This is a genomic window from Mycobacterium genavense ATCC 51234, assembly GCF_000526915.1.
Classification (GTDB): Bacteria; Actinomycetota; Actinomycetes; order Mycobacteriales; family Mycobacteriaceae; genus Mycobacterium; species Mycobacterium genavense.
The window spans coordinates 76913-102323 of the sequence record NZ_JAGZ01000014.1 but is presented as its reverse complement, the minus strand read 5'-3'; the positions used below and the strand labels follow the sequence as shown (position 1 = coordinate 102323).

Annotated in this window: 20 protein-coding genes and 5 pseudogenes; 6 read left to right on the top strand and 19 right to left on the bottom strand. The window is 64.8% G+C overall.

The features are described from left to right. From T428_RS35075 to T428_RS30315, 9 genes and pseudogenes are all read right to left on the bottom strand, one after another. Positions 1-113, bottom strand: a 113-nt coding sequence (locus T428_RS35075) for a hypothetical protein (protein WP_245605041.1), incomplete at its 3' end; no start/stop codon positions are given. 126 nt (positions 114-239) lie between these two features. Further along, the gene (locus T428_RS35070) at positions 240-413 is read right to left on the bottom strand and encodes a hypothetical protein (protein ID WP_245605039.1); all 174 of its coding nucleotides are present in this window, start codon (positions 411-413) and stop codon (positions 240-242) included. 81 nt (positions 414-494) lie between these two features. After that, the gene (locus tag T428_RS30335; protein ID WP_245605038.1) at positions 495-1478 is read right to left on the bottom strand and encodes a sulfatase-like hydrolase/transferase; all 984 of its coding nucleotides are present in this window, start codon (positions 1476-1478) and stop codon (positions 495-497) included. A gap of 62 nt (positions 1479-1540) precedes the next feature. Next, a pseudogene (locus T428_RS30330) lies at positions 1541-2244 on the bottom strand (GntR family transcriptional regulator). 232 nt (positions 2245-2476) lie between these two features. Further along, a complete protein-coding gene (locus T428_RS0122460; protein WP_025738223.1) occupies positions 2477-3355 on the bottom strand; it encodes a formylglycine-generating enzyme family protein in 879 nt (292 codons plus the stop codon). A 111-nt stretch (positions 3356-3466) separates the two neighbouring features. Beyond that, entirely contained in the window at positions 3467-4459 is a 993-nt protein-coding gene (locus tag T428_RS0122455; RefSeq protein WP_051465329.1) for a glycoside hydrolase family 6 protein, read from the bottom strand. 68 nt (positions 4460-4527) lie between these two features. Next, on the bottom strand, positions 4528-5601 hold the full coding sequence (gene cax, locus T428_RS30325) for a calcium/proton exchanger (protein ID WP_036468689.1): 1074 nt from the start codon (positions 5599-5601) through the stop codon (positions 4528-4530). A gap of 289 nt (positions 5602-5890) precedes the next feature. Continuing rightward, a pseudogene (locus T428_RS30320) lies at positions 5891-6751 on the bottom strand (acyl-CoA thioesterase). Positions 6752-6899: 148 nt separating this feature from the next. Continuing rightward, positions 6900-7733, bottom strand: a complete 834-nt coding sequence (locus T428_RS30315; RefSeq protein WP_084298841.1) for a TetR family transcriptional regulator — start codon at positions 7731-7733, stop codon at positions 6900-6902. A 122-nt stretch (positions 7734-7855) separates the two neighbouring features. On the opposite strand from T428_RS30315, the pseudogene T428_RS30310 reads away from it, so the two are divergent. The 3 genes and pseudogenes from T428_RS30310 to T428_RS0122420 all read left to right on the top strand — a co-directional run bounded on the left by T428_RS30310 (position 7856) and on the right by T428_RS0122420 (position 11680). Beyond that, positions 7856-8300 (top strand): annotated as a pseudogene (locus tag T428_RS30310) (MmpS family transport accessory protein). Beyond that, positions 8297-11205: pseudogene (locus tag T428_RS33770) on the top strand (MMPL/RND family transporter). The pseudogenes T428_RS30310 and T428_RS33770 overlap by 4 nt, the downstream one beginning before the upstream one ends. A gap of 10 nt (positions 11206-11215) precedes the next feature. Then, positions 11216-11680 carry a hypothetical protein gene (locus T428_RS0122420; protein ID WP_025738220.1) on the top strand — a complete coding sequence of 155 codons (465 nt, stop codon included), beginning with the start codon at positions 11216-11218 and terminating at the stop codon, positions 11678-11680. A 30-nt stretch (positions 11681-11710) separates the two neighbouring features. On the opposite strand, the gene T428_RS30300 is transcribed toward T428_RS0122420, so the two are convergent. The 10 genes from T428_RS30300 to T428_RS0122370 form a co-directional block, all read right to left on the bottom strand. Beyond that, complete coding sequence (locus T428_RS30300) at positions 11711-12028, bottom strand: DUF4262 domain-containing protein (RefSeq protein WP_342666366.1); 318 nt, start codon at positions 12026-12028, stop codon at positions 11711-11713. Between the two features lie 358 nt (positions 12029-12386). Further along, on the bottom strand, positions 12387-14768 hold the full coding sequence (gene dnaB / locus T428_RS0122410; RefSeq protein WP_025738219.1) for a replicative DNA helicase: 2382 nt from the start codon (positions 14766-14768) through the stop codon (positions 12387-12389). Positions 14769-15303: 535 nt separating this feature from the next. Next, a complete protein-coding gene (rplI, locus tag T428_RS0122405) occupies positions 15304-15762 on the bottom strand; it encodes a 50S ribosomal protein L9 (protein ID WP_025738218.1) in 459 nt (152 codons plus the stop codon). A 42-nt stretch (positions 15763-15804) separates the two neighbouring features. Then, complete coding sequence (gene rpsR, locus T428_RS0122400) at positions 15805-16059, bottom strand: 30S ribosomal protein S18 (RefSeq protein WP_025738217.1); 255 nt, start codon at positions 16057-16059, stop codon at positions 15805-15807. A gap of 52 nt (positions 16060-16111) precedes the next feature. Then, a complete protein-coding gene (locus tag T428_RS0122395; RefSeq protein WP_025738216.1) occupies positions 16112-16633 on the bottom strand; it encodes a single-stranded DNA-binding protein in 522 nt (173 codons plus the stop codon). A 114-nt stretch (positions 16634-16747) separates the two neighbouring features. Continuing rightward, positions 16748-17038, bottom strand: a complete 291-nt coding sequence (gene rpsF / locus T428_RS0122390; RefSeq protein ID WP_025738215.1) for a 30S ribosomal protein S6 — start codon at positions 17036-17038, stop codon at positions 16748-16750. Between the two features lie 261 nt (positions 17039-17299). Next, positions 17300-17941 (bottom strand): DJ-1/PfpI family protein, encoded by a 642-nt coding sequence (locus T428_RS0122385; RefSeq protein ID WP_025738214.1) that lies wholly within the window; start codon positions 17939-17941, stop codon positions 17300-17302. Next, positions 17938-19590, bottom strand: a complete 1653-nt coding sequence (locus T428_RS0122380; protein WP_025738213.1) for a glycosyltransferase family 87 protein — start codon at positions 19588-19590, stop codon at positions 17938-17940. The genes T428_RS0122385 and T428_RS0122380 overlap by 4 nt, the downstream gene beginning before the upstream one ends. After that, a complete protein-coding gene (locus T428_RS0122375; RefSeq protein WP_036468705.1) occupies positions 19587-22043 on the bottom strand; it encodes a transglycosylase domain-containing protein in 2457 nt (818 codons plus the stop codon). The genes T428_RS0122380 and T428_RS0122375 overlap by 4 nt, the downstream gene beginning before the upstream one ends. Positions 22044-22146: 103 nt before the next feature. Beyond that, positions 22147-22572 carry a DUF5318 domain-containing protein gene (locus T428_RS0122370; RefSeq protein ID WP_025738211.1) on the bottom strand — a complete coding sequence of 142 codons (426 nt, stop codon included), beginning with the start codon at positions 22570-22572 and terminating at the stop codon, positions 22147-22149. Between the two features lie 99 nt (positions 22573-22671). Between T428_RS0122370 and T428_RS30295 the strand changes: the two are divergent. The 3 genes and pseudogenes from T428_RS30295 (at position 22672) to T428_RS0122355 (ending at position 25372) form a co-directional block, all read left to right on the top strand. Then, positions 22672-23383, top strand: a pseudogene (locus T428_RS30295) (DUF1707 SHOCT-like domain-containing protein). Between the two features lie 290 nt (positions 23384-23673). Continuing rightward, positions 23674-24216, top strand: coding sequence for a PadR family transcriptional regulator (locus T428_RS0122360; protein ID WP_025738210.1), 543 nt, complete (start codon positions 23674-23676; stop codon positions 24214-24216). A 49-nt stretch (positions 24217-24265) separates the two neighbouring features. Continuing rightward, positions 24266-25372: an inositol-3-phosphate synthase gene (locus tag T428_RS0122355; protein WP_025738209.1), complete on the top strand. Its 1107-nt coding sequence runs from the start codon at positions 24266-24268 to the stop codon at positions 25370-25372. Positions 25373-25411 lie beyond the last annotated feature (39 nt).

Sequence of the window (25411 nt, the reverse complement as noted above, 5' to 3'; positions counted from 1 at the left end):
TCGCCGGTGGAGCCGATGTACATGCCGGGTCGCTTACGGACGGCCTCCAGGCCTTCGAGCACGGTGATCGCTGACGCGCCGTATTCGTCTTGCGCGGCCCGTCTGCCTGCCATCCTTCGTTCCCTCCTAAGTGGTCCGGGCCGGGACAAAGTCCAGGGGCGCGTTGGCGGGGATCAGCTCTTCGGCTTCACGCTGTCCTCGAATTCGCGGATCAGACGGCGCGCGTGTTGCATCACCCATCACCGCGCGAAGGTCTGGTTGACGGCTTCGCGTTCCTTGGGGTCTTCGAGCAGATTGATGATCCGTGCGAAGCCGAGCGGTATCTCTGGATCGTGGAAGTGCTGCTGCCGTTTGAAGCTGATCTTGAACTGCGACCACTTCACCGCGTGCAGCTCCTCGTTGAGCCATACCATGCAGCCCTCCCGGCCGGATTCCTCTGCCCCGCCGAAGAACTCGTGTTGGTCGATGCCATTGATGATCCGGTCGTCAGGGATCTAGCAACCGGCCCAGCGCAGCAGCGTGGGAAACATGTCGGTTACGTGCACCATCTCGTTGCTCTCTCGGACGGGCACGTTGTTGGGCCAGCGGATCAGGCACGATGTGCGGATGCCGCCTTCGGCGGCGCTGAAATACGAACCGTCGAAGAAACCCGCGGTGCCCCGGCCCAGCAGGTGATCCTCGGGACCGTTGTCGCCGGCGAACACCACGATGGTGTTGTCCTCGATGCCCAGCTCCGTCAAGGTGTCCAGGATGCTGCCGAAGTCGTGGTCGAGCATCAGCAGCGAGTCGCCCCATTCGCCGTTGCTGCTCTTGCCCTTGAATTCCTCCCGCACCACCATCGGGAAGTGCATCAGCGAGTGGTTGTGGTACAGATAGAATGGCTTACCTGCCTCGACGCTGCGTTTCATGAAAGCCTTTGCCCGGCGGTCATATTCGGCGTCGACCTCGCCCTTGAGTTTGACTGTCAGCTGCTGGTCTGTGGTGTGCACTCCGTCCTGCTTGGTACCTTCGTACATGTAGGAGTAGCCGTCGCGCTCGCCCTTGTACCACGGATCATCCGGCCACAGACATTCGTCGTAGGTGCGGGCCGGGCCATACCACTCGTCGAATCCGTGGTCCGTGGGCCAGCGGCCGTTTTCCGCGCCGATGTGCCACTTGCCGAAACAGGCGGTGGCGTAACCGGCCTCGGACAGGATGTCGCCCATGGTGCGTTCCCAGGCCACCAGGCCACCGTCGTTGCCGCCCAATGCGATCGTGTGATTGCCCGACCGGATCGGGTACCGGCCGGCCATCAACGCGGAGCGGATGGGCGTGCACTGCGGTTCGACGACGAAGTGGGACAGTTTCAGCGCTTCACCGGCGAACGCGTCGATGCGGGTGGTGTCGGCGCCGCGCAGCATCCCGCCACCGTAGCAACCGAGCTCCCCGAGCCCGAGGTTGTCGACGTGGAAATACACGATGTTGGGTTGTTCGGGCATGACTGTATTACCTCTCCTTGGGTTTGGGGTAAAGCGCTGTAACAGAACGGAACTGAGCACGACTACTGCGGGGGCGGCGGGTCCTCCCGGGCGGCGGTGGTGACCAGCGAGCATCGGTCACCGCGATATCGCACGGTCTCCAGGTTGAAGGGTGTGCCGTCGCGCGAATAGGTCAAACGATGCAGTAGCAACAGCGGTGCGCCGGGGCGGATCTGCAGCAGCTCCGCGGTCTTGGTGTCTGCCGACACGGACTCGACCGTGATCTCCGCCCAGCCCAGCCGCACACCCAGGTCCTGCTCGATGAGGGCGAAGACGTCTTGCTGGTCGAGTTTGGCGTCGACCGGGATGGCGCCGATGCGTAACGAGGTGGTGTCTAGCGACAGCGGTACACCGCCGACCGATCGGAGCCGTTCGATGAACAGAATGGGGGCGTTTTCGGGCAGCCGCAATTTGGCCGCCACGAACGGGGTGGCGATGGCTTCGCGCACCGAGAGCACCTGGTTGTCCACCGGCAACCGGTGCCCGGCCAACGACTCGGCCGAGCCCTCCAGCCGGTCGAGATGCTGGCGCAGTTTCGCGCCGGTGACGAAGGTGCCCGAGCCTTGCACCCGAGTGATCAGGCTTCGCCGCGAAGCAGTTCCAGCGCCTCGCGAATTGCGTTGCGGCTGACGCCGAGTTCGGCGGCAAGCTCGGACTCCGACGGCAACGCCGGTCGCGCCGCGGCCAGGCCGCCGTAGGCGCCTTCGAGGATTTGACTGCGCAACACGTCGCGAACCCACCGCGCGGCGTCGGCGCGGGTACCGGCGTACTCCCGGGTCACAGGACGCGGGAAGGCCTTGGGGGGTACGTGCGGACGCGACGGCATGCGATCACTGTGCCACCGGAAACGTTGGGTGGCGGTTAGCGGGATGTTACGCCACCTGCCCGCCGTGTTAAGCCCTAGGCCAGGGCCTATGCCGCGGCGTTACCGGTAGTGTTTCGCCACTCGCCCCCGCGGGTCAGTCGGCGATGCAGCGGAACCCGATGTGAGTGGTGGCGCTGTCCTGCGACTGCGGCGACCGGGCGGCCGGGCGGTATCGGTGGCAATACTCGGGCGCGCACAGATGCGAGCCACCTTTGAGCACCTGCATGGCCGAGGGATCACCGGTCGCCGGCACCGGGCAGCAACTCGGCGCCGCGTGCTCCGGACGATGGCTCGCGCTGTAGCGGTTCGTGGTCCATTCCCAGACATTGCCGATCATGTCGACCAGACCAAACCCGTTGGGCGCGAAGGTTCCCACGGGCGAGGTACCCACCCACCCTGCGGCGCCGTCGTTGCGGTAAGGAAATCGCCCGTGCCAGGTGTTGGCCATGATCTGACCGCCGGGGGCGACCTCGTCGCCCCACGCATAAATCGACACGGCGCCGCCGCGCACGGCGTACTCCCACTGCGCCTCGGTGAGCAAAGTCCTTCCCGCCAAGCGGGCATACGCAGCCGCATCTGGGTAGGCCACCTGCACCACCGGATGATCTAGCCGATCCTCGATCGAGGACCCCGGCCCGAAAGGTTGGCGCCAGAACGCCCCGGGCGTCCACGTCCACCATTGCCGCCAAGCACGCAAGTCGACCGGTCCGTTGGTCGGCGTGAACACGAGCGCACCAGCGGTCAAATCCTCGGCCGGCAGCCCGGGAAACTCGGCCGGGTCCAATGCCTGTTCGGCGACCGTGACATAGCCCGTCGCCGCGACGAATTCGGCGAACTGCGCATTGGTGACGGGATAACGCTCGATCGAAAAGGGCTTAACGGTCACGTCGTGGACGCGCGATTCCTCCGGATAGAAATCGTTGGATCCCATCGGAAAGGAACCACCGGGAAGGGCGATCAACTCGGTCAGCATTACGACAGGCTATGCCGACACCCACGTTCTCGCCGCGGCCATACCGGCGCCGTTGGCATTATTGCGGCTGAATATCCAACCGCAACAACGATTTTAGTGATGTCGAGCCGTCTACATGCCAGCCTTGCTGGCCAGATCGATCGCGTACTGATTGACGAAGGTGCCCGCCGGCGGGTCGCCCTTGCCGCACGATCCGTCGGATTCGCCGGGACGCTTGATCCACAGGTAGGCGTCGGCGTGCGCGCCCGCGGTATTCGCGGTGGGCGGCGTGCCCAGCGCCCGGCCGCTGGGATTGCACCAGTTGAGTTCGCCGTCGGGCGCCGGCCCGGCACCGTTGCGCGATGTGTCGATCACGTAGTGCGAGCCATTCGTGAGCCCCGAAATCGCTTCGCCATAACCGATTTCGTCTTCGGTGGTGAAGAAGTTCGCAGTGTTGACACTGAAACCCCGAGCGTGGCCGACGCCGGCCTGGTTGAGGCGGGCGGCCATGTCCTCGGCGCTGTGCCAGCGCAGGTGCCCCGCGTCGACGTAGACGGCGGCGTTCGGATCCCGGGTCAGCGTGTCGACGGCGTAGCGGATCAGGTCGAAGCGTTCCTGGCGCGCGTCACCCGACAAACAATCGGCCATCGCCAGCGCGTCGGGTTCGACGACGATCGCCACCCGCAAGGCACCTATGCCGGCGGTGATGCCGTCGATCCAGCCTCGGTAGTCGGCGCCCGACCCCAGCCCGCCGGCGGCGAAGCTGCCACAGTCGCGGTGCGGGATGCCATAGATCGACAGCACCGGGATGGCGCCGGCGGCGTTCGCGTCGCCGACGTACTTTCCGACGGTGGCCGCCGAACCGCCCGGGACGATCCAGCACGCCTGCGGGGTGTTGGCGATGGCGGTCAGCTGGGGACTCGGCGGATCGGCGCTCTGCGCGGCGCGCATGGCCGCCGACGTGGGATTGACGTAGAACGGCGCGCCCGCCAACGGGTTCCCGTCGCTAGCCAAACGCACCGTCGGGGCGGGCACTGGGGTGGCGGAAACACCGACGCAGGCGACGGCGGCAATGGTCGTCAGGGGAGCAATCCACCGCACCACGGCGCTCACAGCTGAGGAGATCACACCAGGAAAATTAGTGTGTCAACACATCGGGTACGCAACCGGGCCGAGATTCGATCGGCTCAGCCTCACCAGAACGACGCGGCGATGATCCCGTACAGCACGACGAGGGTCGCGCCCTCGAGCCAGGTCGATTCGCCGTCGAACGAGATGAATGCGCCAAGCACGACCGCCAGCAGCAGCGCCACCACCAACATCGGACTGAAAACCAGGGTCAGCCCGGCCATGCCGGCGAACTGCGAGACGAGCACCAGCACCGGCGCCAGCACCAGCGAGATCTGCAGTGGCGAATTGAGGACGACCGAGAACGCGTAGGCGGATTGTCCCTTGGCAGCGAGCTGAATGCCGACGAAGTTCTTCACCGCGTTGCCGGCGATCGCCACCACGACCAGCCCGGCGAACACCTCGGAGACATTGAGCGCGTGCATCGCCGGCTGCAACGCGTCGACGAACCACTCCGACACGAAGGCCGCCAGGACACCCGCGACAGCCAGCATCCCGATCGCGAGCCAGACCGGCCAGCGTGGGTGCTCGTGAAATCCGGCGTTTTCGACCTCGTGGTCGTCGCGGCGCAGCGAGGCCGGCAGCGACAGCGCGAACAGGCCCAGCAACAGCACCGAGACGACGATCGACAGCGCATCCTCGTGGTGGGACGCCGGGGTGTGGATCCAGTAGGCGACCGACGGGATCGACAGCGCGGTGACCGAGAGCAACATCAGCACCGTCACGGTGCGCGCCCGGTTCGAGCCGAGTTGCTGGGGGCCGTGACGCAGTCCGCCGGCCACGAATGCGAGTCCCAGCACCAGCAGGAGGTTGGCCAAGATGGACCCGACCAGCGCGGCGCGCACCACGTCGACCAAGCCGTGCCGAAGACTGAACAGGCAGATGAAAAGCTCGGGCAAATTGCCGAGCGCTGACTGGAGCACGCCGGTGGCGCCGGCTCCGAAGCGGTCGCCGAGCTGATCCACGCTGTGGCCGACCACCGCCGCCAGAACGCCGACCGCGGCGGCCGCGACGATGAACGTGAGCACCGAGTTCCAGCCCCCGTAATGGGCGAATCCCGCGCACAGTGTCAATGCCACCGCGAGGAACAACAAGATTCGATCGGACCGGACCAGTACGGGCGTTGCGGCGACCGACATGGGCCCAACCCTAACGGGTCATGGCAGCGGGCGTCGTGCCGCGGCATTGACCACCGGTCCGGATCCGACAAGTACGGGGCCGCATGCTCCCCGCCGATTAGTCGCGGCGATGCAACCCAAGACGAGTAGTCGACCACTCGTGCGCAAGCGCGGTCCTCGGAAATAGCGTCGTCGATACCGGTACGAACAACGCCCGTAGCTCGAGACGGCGGAGCCACCGAGGATCGCGTGTTTCGCGATGCTGCGCTCCCCAATGTGTTGTTGGCCAAGCCGTAACGATCGAACGCGTCTAGTCGCGTGCGGAATCGCGGCCGAAGTAGAGCTCTTGGGTTGCAACGCAGACCATGGCCCTTGCGGTTGTACATCGTCGACGTCGTCAGCCCCCGGCCCGCGACACCACTGGTCGACACCTGATCCGATAGCACCCAGTCTGTCAGGTCGACCGGCCGGTGAAACCACAGCGCGTGGTCGATGAGGGCGTTGAACGTGCTCACGGGCGTGGCCCGCCGCATGACGAGGGGCGGCTCGACCATCGTGGTTCCGGAGAGGTAGGTCAGCAGGCAGCCGTGCAGCATCTCGTCATTCGGAACAGATCCGTTGGCGCGCCACCACATTCGCAACCGTGGCCCGGCTCGGGCAGGTCGAGGGCAAGCCGTGGCGGGGGGTCGACGTAGCGCAGTTCGAAAGGCCGAGGCGCGACCCAATGACCGTCCAGTTCGTCCGCGTACACGGCCAGTTGCTCGTGCATCGGCGCCAGCGAATCGGGACCGGCGATGTCGGGCATTGGCTGTTGGTAGTCCAGCGACTCGAATGGCACGTTAACGACGCGAGTGCCTCGAGCAGGATCTGCCCGTCCTGGCGCGCCGTGATCGTGCGGGTGGACAACGTGCCGCCGTCACGCGCCACGTCGACGTGCAGGTCGACCGGCTTGCGGGCATCGCCGGCTCGCACGTAGTAGACGTGCACGCTGTGCGCGACGCGGCCCGGCGCGGTGAGGCTCGCCGACATCAAGGCCTCGGCGGCAATATGGCCCCCCCACGATGTGGTGGCTCGGGTTGTCCAATTGGGTGGCGACGAAGTGGTGCTCGTCGACGCGAGCAACGTTGAGCGTGTCGATGACATCGGCCAGGGTCGGCCAGGGGTAACTCATCCGGGAAGCTTGTCATCCGTTTCGCCGAGGCGGCGACCCGGGGGACCGAGTTCGAAGGCGCTGCGGCCCAGTTCAGGCTGGTCATCGCCATCGCGGCCCGCCACAGCGCGCGTCGACGCAAACAACGTGATGACGATCGCGCGATGCGTCAGTCGACACCCATGGCTCGCACAAAGCCCGCAGCGAACTCTGTGCACGTGGTGTCGATGTCAGGCAGTTCGATCACCCCGGTGGTAGATAGCGCGGGTCGGCCCAGCATGTGCAGCACCATCGGGCCTATCAGTTGCTGGATGAGCAGGGGCGTCGGCAGATTGCGTATTCGCCCCCGTTGCACCTGCGTAGTCAGCCATGTGCCAAGCACATTTAGCATCCGCGGGCCGGCGTGTTGGGCGAGCGTCTGAACGGTCGGGCTGGTGGGCCGGGCGAACACCTCGGCGAGGATTGCCGGCGCAACCCGGGGTTCGCGGCCCAGCGCTGTCGCCAACGCCTGATACAGGCGCCGCACCGTAGCGGTCAGGTCGTCGGTGGGGACGTCGAGGACATCCTCGAATTCGGGGACGGGGCTGTAGCGTTCGAACACGGACCGCAGCAGTGCGTCGCGGCTGCCGAATGCGATGTAGAGACTGTGGGCCGCACAGTCGGCACGCGCGGCGATTGCTTCCAATGTGGCTGCAGCTAACCCGGATTCGCTGATGAGCGCGGCAGCCGCGTCCAACGCCCGCATGCGGACGGGCAACTGCCCGCCCGGGTCCACCCCGACGGCGCGGACAGCCTCGTCCAACGCCGCCCGAGTGCCGCCAAGGCGGCGCAGCAGTGTGCTGCGAGAAATTCCGGCTTCATGCGCGATCGCGAGCACGGGCACGTCGGCGACGTCCTTGCCGCGCCGCTCGGCGACCCGTAGCGCGGCTTGGACCAGATCGTCGGAGACCACAAGCGCGTCGGCATTCGAGCGGCTACCGAGGGCAGCGGGCGCGGGCGTCATGCTATAACTTTCCTGACACTAGATACATATCGCAATTACTATCTGTATCAGATACATTAACGCGGCAGGAAGTTGCTTTGCCGCGGCGCTGCTGCGGCGTAGCTGAGGTGCCGGGGGAGGCGATGAACGGAATTTCGATCGGCCGCCGCCTCATGCGAGGCTGGGTGTTTCTGGTCGCGCTCATCGTGATCGCCGCCGCTGGCTCGGGCGTCTACCGACTGCATCGCATCTTTGGCTCCAACAACGACACGTCCACTCCCCGGCCCGATCGGAAACGATGTCAACTACAACCCAAAGCACATCACCTTGCAGGTATTCGGCGATCCCGGCACGGTGGCCACCATCAACTACCTTGACATCAACGTGCAGCCACAGAAGGTGATGAATGCGCCGCTGCCGTGGTCGTTGCAGATGGTGACTACGCAGCCCGGTGCCTTCACCAACCTTGTGGCGCAAGGCAATAGCGACTCGCTCGGGTGTCGCATCATCGTCGACAGTGATGTCAAAGACGAAAGGATCGTCAACACCGTGAACGCCTACACCTTCTGCCTGGTGAAGTCCGCATGACCGGCCCCAACGAGCCGCGGCATTCGGTACCTCGGCTACTCCTGCGTTTCTCGGTGCCGATCGCGGCCTTCTGGCTTGCCGTGGATGTAGTCACCAATGTCTATGTGCCGCAACTGGAAAAGGTCGCCCAGGCACACAACGTATCGCAAAGCCCTCAGGATGCGCCGGCGCTGCTGGCCAGTAAACGTATCGGCAAGGTGTTCAAGCAATTCGATTCCGATAGCGCAACCATGATCGTGTTGGAAGGCGATCAGCCACTCGGCGAAGCCGCACACCGCTACTACGACGGCCTGATCAAAAAGCTTGCGCAGGACACCATGCACGTTCAGCACATCCAGGATTTCTGGGGAGATCCGCTGACCGCCGCGGGCTCCCAGAGCGACGACGGCAAGGCGGCCTTGGTGCAGGTCAATCTCGCCGGTAACCAGGGCCAGTCGTTGTCGAATCAGTCCGTGGATTCGGTGCGCGACATCGTCGCTCACTCGTCGCCACCGCCCGGGGTCAAGGTGTATGTCACCGGCGCCACCCCGCTGGTCACCGACCAATTCGAGGTCGGCAGCAAAGGTACGTTAACGGTCACCTTGATCACCATCGGGGTGATCATAGTTATGTTGTTATGGGTATACCCTTCGCTGGTCACCGCGATCCTCGTGCTTTTCACCGTGATGATCGAGTTGACCGCGTCCCACGGAGTCGTTGCCTTGCTTGCGAATTCCGGAATCATCGGGCTCTCCACGTACTCGACGAATCTGCTGACATTGCTGGTGATCGCTGCCGGAACGGACTACGCAATCTTCATCCTCGGCCGCTATCACGAGGCGCGCCATCTCGGTCAAGATCGTCGGGAAGCCTTCTACACGATGTACCGCAGCACTGCGCATGTCATCCTGGGCTCGGGCCTGACCGTCGTCAGCGCGGTGTTCTGCCTACATTTCACCAGGCTTCCCTACTTCCAAACCATGGCCATTCCTGCCGCGACCGGCGTCCTGGTCGCGCTGGCAGCCGCGCTGACCCTGGCCCCGGCTGTCCTGGCCGTGGGCCGCCACTTCGGTCTTTTTGATCCCAAACGCGCCATGCGCACCCGAGGTTGGCGACGCATCGGCACCGCCATCGTCCGCTGGCCCGCTCCCATCCTCGTGGCGACCCTTGCTGTGGCGCTTGTCGGCCTGCTCGCCCTACCCGGGTACACGACGAGCTACGACGCCCGCACGTACATGTCCGCTGATTCGCCGGCCAATCTGGGCTACGCCGCCGCCGAGCGACATTTCGGCTCGGCCCGACTCAATCCCGAATTGCTGATGGTCGAGGCCGACCACGATATGCGCAATCCCGCTGACATGCTCGTCATCGAACGGATTGCCAAGGCCATCTTCCACTTGCCCGGCATCCAGAAGGTACAGGGCCTCACCAGACCGCAGGGGACGCCACTCGTGCACACCTCGATACCGTTCCAGATCAGCGCCGGCAACGTCGGCAGCATCGAGAACCTGCAATACGAAAAAGACCGCGCCGACGACCTGCTCGAGCAGGCCGACCAGATACGCCACACTGTCGGCATCTTGAATCGCAGTACACACTGCAGAAATCTTTAGCGGCTTCGACGCACGACGAGACCCAAAGCTTTCATGCCACCATCGGCACCATTAACGATCTGCGCGACGAGATCGCCAATCTTGATGACTTCTTGCGTCCTATTCGCAGCTACTTCTATTGGGAAAAGCATTGCTACGACATTCCCGCCTGCTCGGCGTTCAGGAACGTCTTCGACGCCATTGACGGTATCGATCAGCTCAGCGAGCAGTTCACCAGCCTCACAGCGAGTCTGGACAAGCTGGATGCAGGCCAACAAAAACTGGTGACGCTGCTGCCGCCGCAAATCGCCGACCAGGAAAGGAATTTGCAGCTGACGCTGTCCAACTACGCCACCAATGCCGGCATCAACGCCCAGACGCGGGCCAACACCGACACCGCGACCCCGCTCGGTCAGGCTTATGACGCCGCAAAGATTGACGACTCGTTCTACCTACCGCCCGAGGCCTTCAGCAACCCCGAGTTCCATAGAGGCCTGAAACTGTTCTTCTCCCCGGACGGCAAGGCCACCCAGATGATCATCACCCACGAAGGTGATCCCGCCACCCCGCGGGGCATCGCCACCATCGACCAGATCAGAAATGCGGCCAAAGACGCGGTGAAGGGCACCATTCTGGCCGGCTCCCACATCTACCTCTCCGGAACCGCCGCGACCTACAAGGACATCCAACAAGGAGCGACCTATGACCTGATGATCGCGGCACTGGCGGCGTCGAGCCTGATTTTCTTGATCATGCTGTTCATCACCCGAAGCCTGGTTGCTGCGATCGTCATCGTGGGCACGGTCGCGCTGTCACTGGGTGCCTCGTTCGGCCTGTCGGTGCTGCTCTGGCAGGACATCCTCGGCATCCAGTTGTATTGGATCGTGTTGGCGCTGGCCATCATCCTGCTGTTAGCGGTGGGTTCGGACTACAACCTGTTGCTCATCTCCCGGTTCAAGGAAGAAGTCCACGCGGGAATCAATACCGGGATCGTTCGTGCCATCGCCGGCAGCGGATCGGTGGTCACCTCCGCCGGGCTTGTGTTCGCGGCCACCATGGCCTCCTTCGTGTTCGCTGACCTGCGAGTGCTCGGTCAAATCGGCACCACCATCGCGCTCGGTCTGCTGTTCGACACGCTGATCGTGCGCGCGTTCATGACCCCGTCCATCGCCGCGCTGCTCGGGCGCTGGTTCTGGTGGCCATTGCGGGTGCGGCCGCGCCCGGCCAGCACGATGCTGCGGCCCTACGGGCCGAGATCCGCGGTCCGGCAACTGCTGCTGTGGGAGGACGGCGACCCAGTGGTTACCCACGAGACCGTCAACGCTAAGACATAGGAGCTCGACGATGGCCTACGGTTTGTGGAGCTTGTTGACGATAATCGTTGCAGGGCTCGGACTTACGTTTATCTTCTGCGCGTTCCTATTCATCAGGCGGCTAGAGGATCGACGGCCCGCTGCGTTGGGCGAAACGGTAGGCGCCCACAAGACGGTTCTGGCCAAACTGCGTCAGCGCCAACCCATGTCGCAAGACGAACTCGAGTATGCACGTGAAATCGTCTCCGACTGCAGCTCCCCGCTTGCCTTCTCGATACCCGCGACTATCTTTGCCATGGGATTCTTCTATGTCTTCGGCTGTCTTCAGCAGCTGCACGGCGGCACACCTTCGATTCGGACGTTCATCGGGGTGCTGCCGATGTTCAGTGCCACTAACATGACCGCGCAGCTGCTCAGGGTCAGGCGACTGAAAGGGCGCCTGCGGGAGGTGGATACGGCAGCGCGCGAGTCGCCCGATGTGGCAGCCGCGCCTTAGCGATAGCGCCAAAATCAACTAAGCGAAAGTTTAGGCGGCCGCGCCTGGGGGGTCCGCACGGACGCCGAGCACCGGCTGCCGACGACGGCCATGCCCCCACCTTGCATCCCAAGGCCAACGGCCCTTGTCATCAGCCCACACCAATTGCAGGGCACGGACACGTGGGCCGAAGAGCCCGACCGCGAACTTCAAGTGGACATCCGGATGCTCGACCTCGACCACTTCGATAAGAAATCTGTCTTGGTAGTCGATATGCATTGCCGGTGCGAGCACCGTGCGGTCGTCGACGATCATGTGCGCAATGGAATTGAGGACGCGACAGCTCGTGTGGGCGGGCAGACCCGTCATCAACAGTTCGGGCAGCCCCGACTGTGTAGCCCGACCGTGTAGGCGAAGGGCCTGTTATCGCTTTCGACGTACTGAACCGCCCAACCGTGGTCGCGGCGGATGGTTGCACGCAGTACGTTCAGGTAGTCCTCGGTTGTGGCGCTTGGATTGTCGCATTGCCAGCACATCGCAGCTCCCTTTCGTAGTGTTGAGCACCGGCATGCACCCACCCTCCGACAAGAACCTCCTGCATAGTCTCGGTCCTCGCACCTGGGTGCCGTCGCGGTCGTGATCGCACGACAACGCTGCTGGTGCAATCTCTTCACCTCGATGAGGGTTCACCTGTATCTAGAGTCATCGCGCCGCAGCGCTCGAGCTCCTACCGAGCCATGTTGGCGAAGCGCGACAGGTGCAGCTGGTGGGCGACGGTGACCGTCTTGGTGGGGCCGTTGCGGTGCTTGGCCAGAATGAAGTCGGCCTCTCCCCCGCGCGGGTCGTCGCGCTCGAAGGCGTCCGGCCTGTTCAGCAGGATGACCATGTCGGCATCTTGCTCCAGCGATCCCGATTCGCGAAGGTCCGACAGCATCGGCTTCTTGTCGGTGCGCTGCTCAGGGCCGCGGTTCAGCTGGCTGATCGCCACCACCGGGACTTCCAGCTCTTTGGCCAAAAGCTTTAATTGGCGTGAGAATTCGGAAACCTCGAGCTGGCGCGACTCGACCTTCTTTCCCGACGACATCAGCTGCAGATAGTCGACCACAACCAGACGCAGGTCGGCCTTCTGTTTGAGCCGGCGCGCCTTGGCGCGGATCTCCATCATGGTCAGGTTCGGCGAGTCGTCGATATACAGTGGCGCCTCGCTGATTTCACTCATCCGCCGCGCCAGCCGCGTCCAGTCGTCGTCGTTCATCCGCCCCGAACGCATATTGGAGAGTTTGATTTTCGCTTCCGCCGACAGCAGCCGCATCACGATCTCGGACTTGCTCATCTCCAGCGAGAAGATGACGCTGGCCATCCGGTGCTTGATCGAGCACGAGCGCAAGAAATCCAGTCCCAGTGTGGAATTATGAGTGGGAACCATCGCCCTGCTTGCCAGGTACATGTGGCTATCGTTGTCCACTTCGACACACCGCACCGGCATCGTCTCGATCGGGCGGACGTCCACGATGAACCGGGAACCAGAACGTACGGTACCGGTTGCCGCCCGACGCTCCTTGTGCAGCAGCACTTTTCGCTGCAGCGCGAACACTGTGTCGTCGGTGGAGAAAGTCAGCGTGTAGGCGGTGCTCGACAACTCGTTGCGGCCTCGGACCCGCTTGGTCGATGTTTGGCAGCGATAGCCGAGGCTGACGACTAGCTCGGCGACATCCATCGCGAGCCGCTGGTTGGTGACACAGAATTGGACTGCGCCACCCGCTGTCACGGTTCCGTCAGTGTCGAGCAGGCCGGCAAGAAGTTCGCGGCGCTGCGTCTCGGACCCCCGCAAATAATCCGTCGGAATGTGCTTGTTACCAAGAACTCCCAGCGTGCGTAGCCGCGCCTGCAATGTCTGCGCGACGTATCCGTCCGCTTCAATCCGCATGATGAGTTCGGGATCGGCCGTGGTGATCTGGGCTGCGGCACTGGTGCCATCTCCCAGCCAGGCGCCCAAAGTGTATGGCTGCACTAAGAAGTCGCGAGCCGGTAAATTGAGCGCTTGCGCGTTGACCACGCTGTGGTTGCCTCGCCGGTCCTTGGTGGCGCACCGCAGAGTTCCGGCGATCTCGGCCGTCGTTCGCACCGCCGCAAAGGTGCCCTGATTCTTGGTGCGATGGTAGCCCGTCGCCGCGGCTTGCGCTGACTTGCGCGACGCACGGGTTTCGGTTAGCCACTGGTGCTCCGCGTCGGCGACGATCACGGTCCCGTCCGAGAACTCGACCTCATAGCAGGGCCGCCCGAGCATCACCTCGGTAGCGGCCACCACCCGCGTCGGCCGCCCGTCGTCGCCAAGTAGTTCGTCGCCAACCCGGACATCGCGCATCGTCGTCCAGCCGGTCGGCGTAGGCAGCGGTGTGTCCAAGGCAAGGGCTTTGCCGACTCCAGGTCTCGCCGCGACGATGATCATCTGTCCTGGGTGCAGGCCGTTGGTCACCTCGTCGAGTTCGGTGAAACCGGTCGGCACGCCACGCGCCACTCCACCGTTGGAGGCGATGGCGTCGATCTCGTCCATCGTCGGCTGCAGCAGGTCCTCGAGCGGGACGAAATCCTCCGACAGCCGCCGGTCGGCAACATCGTAAATCTCCGCCTGGGCCCGGTCGACCACCTCGGCGACGTCGGCACCCTCGGCGCCCGCGTAGCCGTACTGCACGACCCGGGTTCCGGCCTCCACGAGCCGGCGCAGCAGCGCCTTCTCGGCCACGATGTCCGCGTAGTACCCGGCGTTGGCGGCGGTCGGCACCGTGGAAATCAGGGTATGCAGATACGGTGCCCCGCCGATCCGGCGCAGCAACCCGCGGCGGTCCAGTTCGGCGGCCACCGTCACCGCGTCGGCGGGCTCCCCGCGCCCGTACAGATCCAGGATCGCGTCGTAGACGCTCTGATGTGCCGGGCGATAGAAATCGCCGGGCCGCACCCGCTCCAGCACGTCGGCGATGGCGTCCTTGCTCAGCAGCATCCCGCCCAACACGGACTGCTCGGCAGCCAGATCCTGCGGTGGTTGACGCCCGAATTCCTCGCTGGGCGGCGGCGAGTCCATTCCCGGCGCCAGGTCATCTACGACGGCCAAGGACTCACACCTCCCTCACGAACATGAGACGAACATACATTCGATAGACGACACTCGACCACGTCGCTCAGGGCACTCCCACTCCGGTCCCAATGCGCCCGTAAAGCCGCGCGCCGGAAAGACCGTAATCGTTGCTGGCCTGCGGGTAAAAGGGCCGTTGTTCATAAGGCTGTGCATCGTGTGTGCATATCCGTCGACACCTGTGTTGAGTGGGGTGTGGAGAACCTGTGGAACAAAACGTGGCGCCGCGGCATCCCCGCTGCTGAGGGCAGTACAACACCGGTTAGCTGGTGTGGAGAAGAATCTCTTCGGCGTGTCGTCGCACGTTACTGCGCCGGGCGTGTTGGCTTTCGGCCGTATTTTCGCCGCGTTACGAGCGGGTTAAGGGGCGCGCCCGGCGAGGTCACCCAAATAGTTCGCCAGCCCGACCACGTCCGCCCATCCACAGGGGAGCCCGTCGGCGCGCCGAGGGCATGACAAAATCCGGCGGCCGCCGATTAACGACAGCCGCCGGATGTGAACAAGCGGTGTGGAGTTAGCTGTCCGCGACGACGTTGAGCGCAACGTCGACATTGATCTCGGGGTGCAGATGCACCGCCACCGAGTGGGTGCCGACAGACTTGATATGCGACTTGGGCAACCGAATAATGCGCTTGTCCAGATTCGGGCCGCCAGCCTTCTTGATTGCCGCGGCGACATCGCCGGCGGTCACTGAGCCGAACAACTTGCCGGAATCGGCGGCCGTCTTCACCGGCAGCGAAACCGGGCCGAGCGCCTCGATCGCCGTCTTGATCTCGTTGGCGTGCCCGAGGTCGCGCACGGCCTTGGTCTCGCGGGCGCGGCGGATCTCGTCGGCCTGCTTTTGCGCACCGCGCGAGGCGACGATCGCCAGGCCGCGCGGAAGGAGGAAGTTACGGCCGTACCCGTCCTTGACCTCGACAGTCTCGCCGACGGTGCCGAGGTGGTCGACGTCGGCCGTCAGAATCAGCTTCATCCTTTTCGTACTTTCGGTTGGGTCGTAAACAAAACGCGCCGGTTATCGCGCCGACGACGTGAAGGGCAGCAAAGCCACCTCGCGGGCGTTCTTCACCGCGAGCGCGATGTCGCGCTGGTGCTGCACGCAGTTACCGGTGACACGACGGGCGCGAATCTTGCCGCGCTCGCTGATGTACGTGCGCAGCAGAGTGGTGTCTTTGTAGTCGATCGACTGGCCCTTCTTCGCGCAGAAGACGCATTTGCGGGTCTTGATTGGCTTTTCGGGCGCCGGGCGCCGTTTCGTGGACTTTGCCATGTGCTCGTTCCTTTCCGTTTGCTATTGGTCTTGTGTGGTTTTGTGGTCGACGTCAGAACGGAGGTTCTTCGTCACCGCCGCCGAAGGAGCCCGATGCCGGGGCACTGCCCCACGGGTCGTCCGCCGGCACGCCGCCGCCCGAATGAGCGGGCGCTGACTGCCGGGATCCGCCACCGCCGCTGCCGAAGCCGCCCCCTCCCCCGCCACTGCGGCTGGCCTTGTTGACCTTGGCCGTGGCGTAGCGCAGCGAGGGCCCGATCTCGTCGACCTCAACCTCGACGACGGTGCGCTTCTCCCCTTCACGGGTTTCGAAAGAGCGCTGCTTGAGCCGTCCCGTGACGATCACCCGCGATCCGCGGGTGAGGCTTTCGGCGACGTTCTCCGCGGCCTCGCGCCAGATGTTGCACCGCAAGAACAGCGCCTCGCCGTCTTTCCATTCCCCACTTTGGCGGTCGTAGATCCGGGGTGTGGACGCCACGGTGAAATTCGCGACGGCAGCACCCGACGGCGTGAACCGCAGTTCAGGGTCGGCAGTCAGGTTTCCGACGACGGTGATAGTGGTGTCACCAGCCACTGTGTCCTCCTGGATCCATCCTGGCTCTCGCCCGGGGACGGTAGACGGTCATGAGCATGTCTCGCTGAGCCTACGCAAGCGCGCCGACGGCGGGGAGTGTGCTCGCTACCCGGCTCAGTGTTTGTCGGTACGCATCACTTTGGTGCGCAACACCGACTCGTTGAGGCTGAGCTGACGGTCGAGCTCGGACACCGTGGCCGGGGCCGCCTTCAGGTCGATGACTACGTAGATGCCTTCGGCGTGCTTGGCGATCTCGTAGGCCAGCCGGCGCTTGCCCCAGATGTCCACCTTGTCGACGGTCCCGCCGTCTTTGCGGACGACGTTCAGGAACGTCTCCAGGGACGGAGCAACGGTGCGCTCGTCAAGTGTGGGGTCAAGAATGACCATGATTTCGTATGGACGCATGGAAACCTCACCACCTCCTCTGGTCTAAGCGGCCACGGTCTGTCCGTGGCAGGAGAGTCGCCTGCGTCGGCAACCGCCCCAGGGTACCGGACGACCTGCTGACCACCAAAAATCGCGGGCGTAACGCAAGCAACATTGGACTCTGGAGGCAAGGCCCACGAAATGCCCGCCTTCGAGCGACAATCGCGGGCAATGCCGGACAGCAACCGAGGCGGGCAAAAGTGGGCCGACCGGCGCGCGAACGGTAGCCGCGATGAGTCGCTATCGCCGCTGTCGCACGTATTCCTCGGCGCGGGCCCTGGTCGCCGCGTCGGCCTTGGCGAGCGAACCGGAGTCAAACGGGGGCTGCGGGTCGTATTCGATCATCAGCTGTGCGACCTGCGCCGCCTCGCGGTCCACGAGGAGTTCTGTCAACCGCAGTGCCATGTCGATGCCGCTGGACACCCCCGCCGCGGTGATGATGCGTTGCGGGAGGTGTTCGACGACGCGGTCCGCCACATAGCGTGCGCCCAGCTGGTTGAGCAGATCCGCGGCCCGCCAGTGCGTGGTCGCGGTGAGACCGTCCAGCAATCCGGCGGCGGCCAGCAACAGTGCGCCGGTACACACCGAGGTGGTGAATGTGGTGGTCGGGTGTACCGCCTGCAGCCAGTCGCGGATGGCTTCGTCGTGAATGAGGTTGCGGGTGCCGACGCCACCGGGCACCACCACCACGTCGGGCGCGCCGATTTCGTCGAAGCTGGCGTCGCAGGTCACCCCCAGCATCCCGTTCTCCGTGCGCACCTCGCCGCGACGGTGCCCGACGAACGTCACGTCGATCGATGGAATGCGTTGCAGCACTTCGTAAGGCCCGACGGCGTCGAGCGCGGTGAAGCGCGGGAACAACGGGATGGCGACCAGAGTCATGTGTGTCCTTGAGCGCTAACCTTTTCGGCGTCCGGCGAAGGTACCGCTGGGCCCGTCCGTCGGGTGTGGGCCGGGCGCAACCAGTCCGGCAACCAGCCGGGCGGTGCATCGGGAGCGCGGTCGAAGGCCCCGCCGGACGGATCGTCCACCCGTCCCTCCCAGCGCACCAAATCCTCGTCTGGCCGATAGATCTGACGAATCACCAACGCGCACAACGCCACGACGGCGATGTCCCGCAATAGCACCGTGGTGGTGAAAAACTGTTCCGGCAGAGAACGATTCGGGTTTCCGTACAGGTAGTACATCCGCGGCACCCACACCACCGCATCGATCGTCATCCACGCCAGCAACACCCGTCGATGTGGTACCGCCAGCACGGCAAGCGGCACCAGCCACAGCGAGAACTGCGGGCTCCACACCTTGTTCGTCAACAGGAACGCCGCGGTCACCAAAAACAGCAGCTGCGCCACCCGCGGCCGCTGCGCAGCGGTGAGCGCAATGTAAGTGATTGCCGCACAACACGCGACGAACAACACCGCGACCACGGTGTTGAGCACCGTGGGTGGTTCCCAGAAACCCAGCTTCGGATCGAAGCCGGGCCATCCGGTGAAGGACTTGACCACGTTGTAGATCGAGTCCATGTCGTCACCGCGACGGGTGTTGAGCCGGAAGAACTCCGACCAGCCGCGTGGGAAGAGCAGCAGCACAGGAAGGTTCACCAGCGTCCAAGTCAGTACGGTGGCCACCGCCGTGCGTACCAGCATTCGGACACGGCCCGTGCGGACAGCCAGCACCAGCATCGGGCCCAGGAACAGCAGTGGATACAGCTTGGCCGCGGCACCCAACCCGATCAGCACACCGGCCAGCACCGGTTTGCGCCGCGCCCAAGCCAGCAGCCCGCTCATCGCGAATCCCGTTGCCAGCGCGTCGAAATTGGTGAAGATCTGAAAGATCAGCAGCGGTGAGGCGGCCACCAACGCCGCGTCCCAGATCCGACGGCCGGACAGACCCGCCGTCGCCCACACGGTCGCCAACCACGCCAACGCCAGACCGAACGCGGCGACGTCGAAGAACACCACCACCTCCGCTATCACCGGAAGCGGCGCCAGCTTGCTCAGCGCGGTGTAGGTCTTGGCCAGCGCCATCGACGCGTACTGATAGACCCCGGTCAACACCGGATACTCCATGTAACGCACCGCGGGCTTGCCGTCGTAGCGGGTCTGCGGGGCGCCGCTGGAATCGGTTTCGATCCAGCTCGACTTGTACGGAAACTTGCCCTGGTTCAACAATTCCGCGCCGTACAGCGGAACCGTATCCGAGTAACACAACTCGTAGTAGGCGCGCTGGTTGTCCCAGTTGGCAACGCGCTGGTCCCCGGTTCCGGTGCCGCTGCTCTGCAGGCACGCCGCCTTCGTCGACCAGCCCAGCGCCAGAAACACCAGCGCGAAGACGAACATCACTCGCAGCGGCGTCATCAGCCGGGCTCGGCCGATCAGCGCATGCCGGCCCACCGGTCCGCCGATGGCATCGGCCAGTGCGGCACCCAAATAGTCGGTGCAGCTGGGGCAATCGCGATTGTCCGCGCTCCGCAGATCGTCAGCCAGCGGGCGCGGGGAAATGGTGGCGCTCTCCTGCCGAGCGCCGGTCACGGTGGCGGTTGCCCGAACGGTGGCGGGGCCGGTTCAGGCGGTGGTGCCTGTCCCGGTGGTGGCGGCGGCGCCCCCGTGATCGTCGTCGGCGGACCCACCGGGATGGTGATGCCCGGGGCCACCTCGATCGTGGGCTGGATGACGGTCACCGCGGGTGGCGGCGGAGGCGGCGGGGCGGGCACCCCCGCGTAACCACCGATCTCGGTCGGCTTGGGGAAGGACTCGTTGGGCGTGCCCTTCAGCGCGCCGTCCATCGTCGACTTCCAGATGTCCGACGGCAGGCCCGAGCCGTAAACCTCTGCGCCCGAAGCGGTTACCAGCGGAACGTTGTCCTGCACGGTTCCCACCCAGACCGCCGTCGACAACGACGGGGTGTAGCCGACCATCCACGCGTCCTTGTTGGCCTGGGTGTCGCCCAGCTGCACCGTGCCCGTCTTGGCCGCCGACGGGCGGCCGCCAGACAGGGCGTGGCCGCGCGAATAGGCGGCGATCGGCTGCATGGCCGCGGTGGTGTTGTCGGCGACCGCTTTGTCGATGCGCTGCTCGGCACCCTTGTCCGAGTTGCCGGCGTCGAACAGCACCTGCCCTTCGGCGTTGACGACCTTTTGCACCAGGTGCGGCGGATGGTACACACCGGAGGCGGCCAGGGTGGCGTATGCCGAAGCCATGTCGATCGGCCGACTTTGATACTGGCCCAACACGATTCCGTTGTTCGGCGGCCCGCCCTTGCCGTCCTCGGACAGAGTGTGCGGAACACCGGGGAAGCTCTTGGCGATGCCGGCCTGGTGCGCGGCATCGGCGACGGCGGAAGGTCCGTTCTTCAGCTTGAGCATCAGCCGGTAGTAGGCCGTGTTCAGCGACATCTTGAGCGCCTCGGCGATATTGCAGGTGCCGCAATTCTCGCCGTCGACGTTCGTGATCTTGATGCCGTCTACGGTCAGCGGCGAGCTGTCGACCTGGTAGCCCAACCCGATGCCCTGCTGCAGGGCGGCCACCAATGCGAACACCTTGAACGACGAGCCGGTCTGCAGCCCGGCCTGAGCGAAGTCGAACCCGTTGGCGTCCGGACCCCCGTAGTAGGCGCGGATGGCGCCGGTGTGCGGGTCGATGGACACCACCGCCGAACGCATGTCGGGGTCTTGTCCGTCAAGATATTTCGACACGGCCTTCTCCGCGGCCTGCTGAGCCTTCGGGTCGATCGTCGTCGTCACCTGCAGGCCCTGCGTGTTCAAGGTCTGCTCGTCGATGTTGAACAGCTCCATCAGCTCTTTGGTGACCTGACGTTCGATCAGGCCACTGGGGCCGGTGGTCTGGTTCTGCGCCCGCGCCTGATCGGACGGGACGGTCTGGGGAAATTGCTGTGCCGCACGATCGCTCGGCGATAGCGCCTTGGTTTCCACCATGCCGTCGAGCACCCAGTTCCACCGCGCCTCGGCGCCCTTGGGATCCACGGCCGGGTCGAGCGAGGACGGCCGGCGGATCAGCGCCGCCAACAGCGCACCCTCGGACACGGTGAGCTGGTCGACGGGTTTGTCGAAATAGGCCTTGGACGCCGCGGAAATCCCATAGGCACCCCGGCCGAAGTAGATGATGTTCAGGTAGGCCTGTAGCACTTCGTCTTTGGACCACTCCCCCGACATCTTGGTGGCGATGACGAGTTCCTTGGCCTTACGCAGCAGGCCGGCGAACCCGTGCTGCGCGGAGCCGACGAGCGCGTTCTTCACGTACTGCTGCGTGATCGTCGACCCGCCCTGCAGATCGCCGTTGCCGAACAGGTTGTTCTCCACCGCCCGCACAAAGCCCCTGAAGTCGAACCCCGGGTTCGAATAAAAGTTGCGGTCTTCGGCGGCGATGACGGCCTGACGAACGTGCACCGGCACCTGGTTGATGTTGACGTCAACCCGATTACCTTCGGGCGGAACGATCTTCGCGATCTCCGAACCGTCGCTGGCCAGGATGGTCGACACCTGGTTGGTGCGAATGTTGCCCGGCTTGGGAATGTCGACGATGAAATACGCCATCGCGAAGGTGACGATCGGCAACAGCACCAGGACCGCCGCGGACAGGTAGGCCGCGCGCCGCACCCACCGCCAGTTGATCTGGTCGACCCAGCTCCAGTCGACACCCGACCCGCGAGCCCGGTGGCTTGGCACGTCGGGGCCGCCGACGTCGCCGGGCCGTCCCGGAGGGGGCGGGCCTTCCGGTGGGCGACCCGACAGCGGACGATCACGCCGCGGCGGCCCGGACGATCGCCGGCCGTCGAGGGCGGCCTTCACCTGCTCGATCGGGTCGCGGGGCTGGGCCCTGGAGCCGGGGCCGCCCAGCGCGGCCCTGACCTCGTCGATGGCGTCGGACCGCCGGGCAGCGCCGTCGTCGCCGACCGGCGGCAGGATCGTCGTCTGCCGGTCGTCGGGAGGAACACGTCGACGGGTCCCGGCGTCGGTGCGCTGCACCGGGCGCTCGGAGTCGTCCGGACGCTCGGCGTTGGGTTGCTTGCTCAAACGTTCAGTCGCGGACCTGCTCGGGTCGTCGGGCGACTGATCGTGGCGCCCTTCGTTATTCAATGGCCGCGCTGGCGCCGTTGCGTGCGGTCCGCGGGCCGCGGGTGCCCTTGGGCGGGCGCTCCGCACCGAGCACATACGACTTGACTAGGTGGTTCCAGCTGCAGGTTCGGCAGACCTCGACCACGTGAACCGAGAACTCGGTGAACTTCATCGCCAGCAGCACCAGCTCTTCGGCGGTACGGGCCGAACCCGATACCGGACCCAGGTGATCGCCGAACACCCACGACACGAGGGTCAGCTGTTCCTTTCGGCAGATCGGGCACATCACCTGGCTGGTTTTGCCGTGAAATTTCGCGGCGCGCAGCAAATAGGGGTTCGCATCGCAGACCTCGGTCACGCCCGTGCGGCCCGAGTACACCTCGGCCAGCAACGAGCGCCGCCGAAGCGCGTAATCCACCACTTGCCGCTGCAGTCGCACGTTGACCAGAGTACGTCTCCCTCGGCACCGCCGATACGCAACCGAGGCTGTCGGCACCGCTGCACCGCGGTAACAACAGGTGACTTCTACGATCACTCCATGGCGAAATGGCTGGGCGCACCACTTGGCGGCGGAGTGACCACCGCGACGCGCGCCAAGGACACCGACCGGCAAGATACCTGCGCGATGCTGGACAACGCGCTCGCCGACGGTGAGCTGTCCGGCGTGGAACACCGCGAGCGGGTCAGCAAGGCCACCAATGCCGTGACACTGGGTGACCTCACGCTGCTGGTGTCGGGTCTTCAGGGCAGTACCCCGACGCGGCTGCGTGCGGCAAAGTCGAAGGCGGTGCCGGCGGTCCGCGCGCGGCATCGCGATCGCCGCACTGGTGGTGTCGGTTTTGTTCGGCATTGGTTTGGGCTGGGGGCTGTATGGCAACACCAGCTCACCGCTGGACTTCACCAGCGACCCGGGCGCGAAGCCGGACGGCGTCGCGGCCGTGGTGCTGACTCCGCCCAAGCAACTGCAATCGCTGGGCGGAATGACCGGTCTGCTGGAGCAGGCCCGGAAGAAGTTCGGCGACACCATCGGCTATCGACTGCTCGTCTACCCCACTTATGCCAGCTTCTATCGCCCGGACCCGTCCGACGACCGACGGGTGCTGGACTACGACTACCGCGGCGGCTGGGACGACCCGACCGCCCCCGGAACGCTGACCCTGTCGGTGTACGTCTCCGGCGAGTACGGCAGCGGTTCGATCGATTTCGCCGGTGACGGCACTCCCAAGCGGGTGAATTACCCCTCCAACTGAGGCTGGGTGTGCGCCCACGACTGTGGGTGTGCGCTCACGGCGTTGACTGTGTCGCCCGGGCATTGCGTGTGCTGTCACGGTTTTCGGTGGGCGATCACGGCTGTCGAGCCCGGTGTGTCGCCACCCTGGACGCCCACCGAAAAACGTCGGCGCACACCGAAAGCCCGGCAGCCTGCGCACACTCGGCGCGATATGCCGACCCCAGGTAGTGTTGTGACAAATATATCGGCGCGATACTATTACGCGACGCGTCGGCCGGAAGTAACCAGTTATGCAAAGGAGGTGACTCGATGCTGGAGCTTGCCATCCTTGGGCTCTTGATCGAATCGCCGATGCATGGCTATGAGCTGCGCAAACGGCTCACCGGCCTACTTGGTGCGTTCCGCGCGTTTTCGTACGGTTCGCTCTATCCGGCGCTGCGGCGGATGCAGGCGGATGGGTTGATTGCCGAGAATGCCGCGCCGGCCGGTACCCCAGTCCGGCGGGCCCGGCGGGTCTACGAGCTGACCGAAAAGGGTCGTCAGCGATTCGGTGAGTTGGTGGCCGACACCGGTCCACACAACTACACCGACGACGGGTTCGGAGTACACCTGGCGTTCTTCAACCGCACGCCGGCGGAAGCGCGGATGCGGATTCTAGAGGGCCGCCGCCGTCAGGTCGAGGAACGCCGGGAGGGTCTGCGTGAAGCCATCGCACGGGCCAGCAGTTCACTCGACCGCTACACGCGCCAACTGCACCAACTCGGGCTGGAGTCCAGCGAGCGCGAGGTCAAGTGGCTCAACGAGCTCATCGCCGCCGAGCGCGCGGCACGCGGGCTCACCGAACAGACGTAGATCACCAAGACATTCGAGACATAGGTAATTGAGGTTAGGAGAACGCCCTATGAGTCAGCACCAGCCTTCGCGGGCGCCTGAGGCGCAGGACGAGGTGCGAGTCGCCATTGTCGGCGTCGGTAACTGCGCGTCCTCGCTGGTTCAGGGCGTGCAGTACTACCAGAACGCCGACGAGACATCGACCGTACCCGGGCTGATGCACGTGAAGTTCGGCCAGTACCACGTCCGCGACGTGAAGTTCGTGGCCGCCTTCGACGTGGACGCCAAGAAGGTCGGCTTCGACCTCTCGGAAGCGATCTTCGCGTCGGAGAACAACACGATCAAGATCGCCGACGTGCCCCCGACCAACGTGACGGTGCAGCGCGGACCGACGCTCGACGGCATCGGCAAGTACTACGCCGACACGATCGAGGTGTCCGACGCCGAGGCCGTCGACGTGGTCCAGGTGCTCAAGGAGGCCAAGGTCGACGTCCTGGTGTCCTACCTGCCGGTGGGCTCCGAGGAGGCCGACAAATTCTACGCGCAGTGCGCGATCGACGCCGGTGTGGCGTTCGTCAACGCGTTGCCGGTCTTCATCGCGTCGGATCCGGTGTGGGCCAAGAAGTTTGCCGACGCCGGTGTGCCGATCGTCGGTGACGACATCAAGAGCCAGGTCGGCGCGACGATCACGCACCGCGTGATGGCCAAGCTGTTCGAGGACCGCGGCGTGCAGTTGGACCGCACCATGCAGCTCAACGTCGGCGGCAACATGGACTTCCTCAACATGCTCGAGCGCGAGCGGCTGGAGTCCAAGAAGATCTCCAAGACGCAGGCCGTCACCAGCAACCTGCAGCGTGAGTTCAAGACCAAGGACGTGCACATCGGACCGTCCGACCACGTGGGGTGGCTCGACGACCGCAAGTGGGCCTACGTGCGGCTGGAGGGCCGGGCGTTTGGTGACGTGCCGCTGAATTTGGAGTACAAGCTCGAGGTGTGGGACTCGCCGAACTCGGCCGGTGTCATCATCGACGCGGTGCGGGCAGCCAAGATCGCCAAGGATCGCGGCATCGGCGGACCGGTCATCCCGGCGTCGGCTTACCTGATGAAGAGCCCGCCGCAGCAGCTGCCCGACGACATCGCGCGCGCGCAGCTCGAGCAGTTCATCGCCGCTGATTAGTTCTGACGAGTGCGCCGCCGTGCGGTGCATTGCCGAACC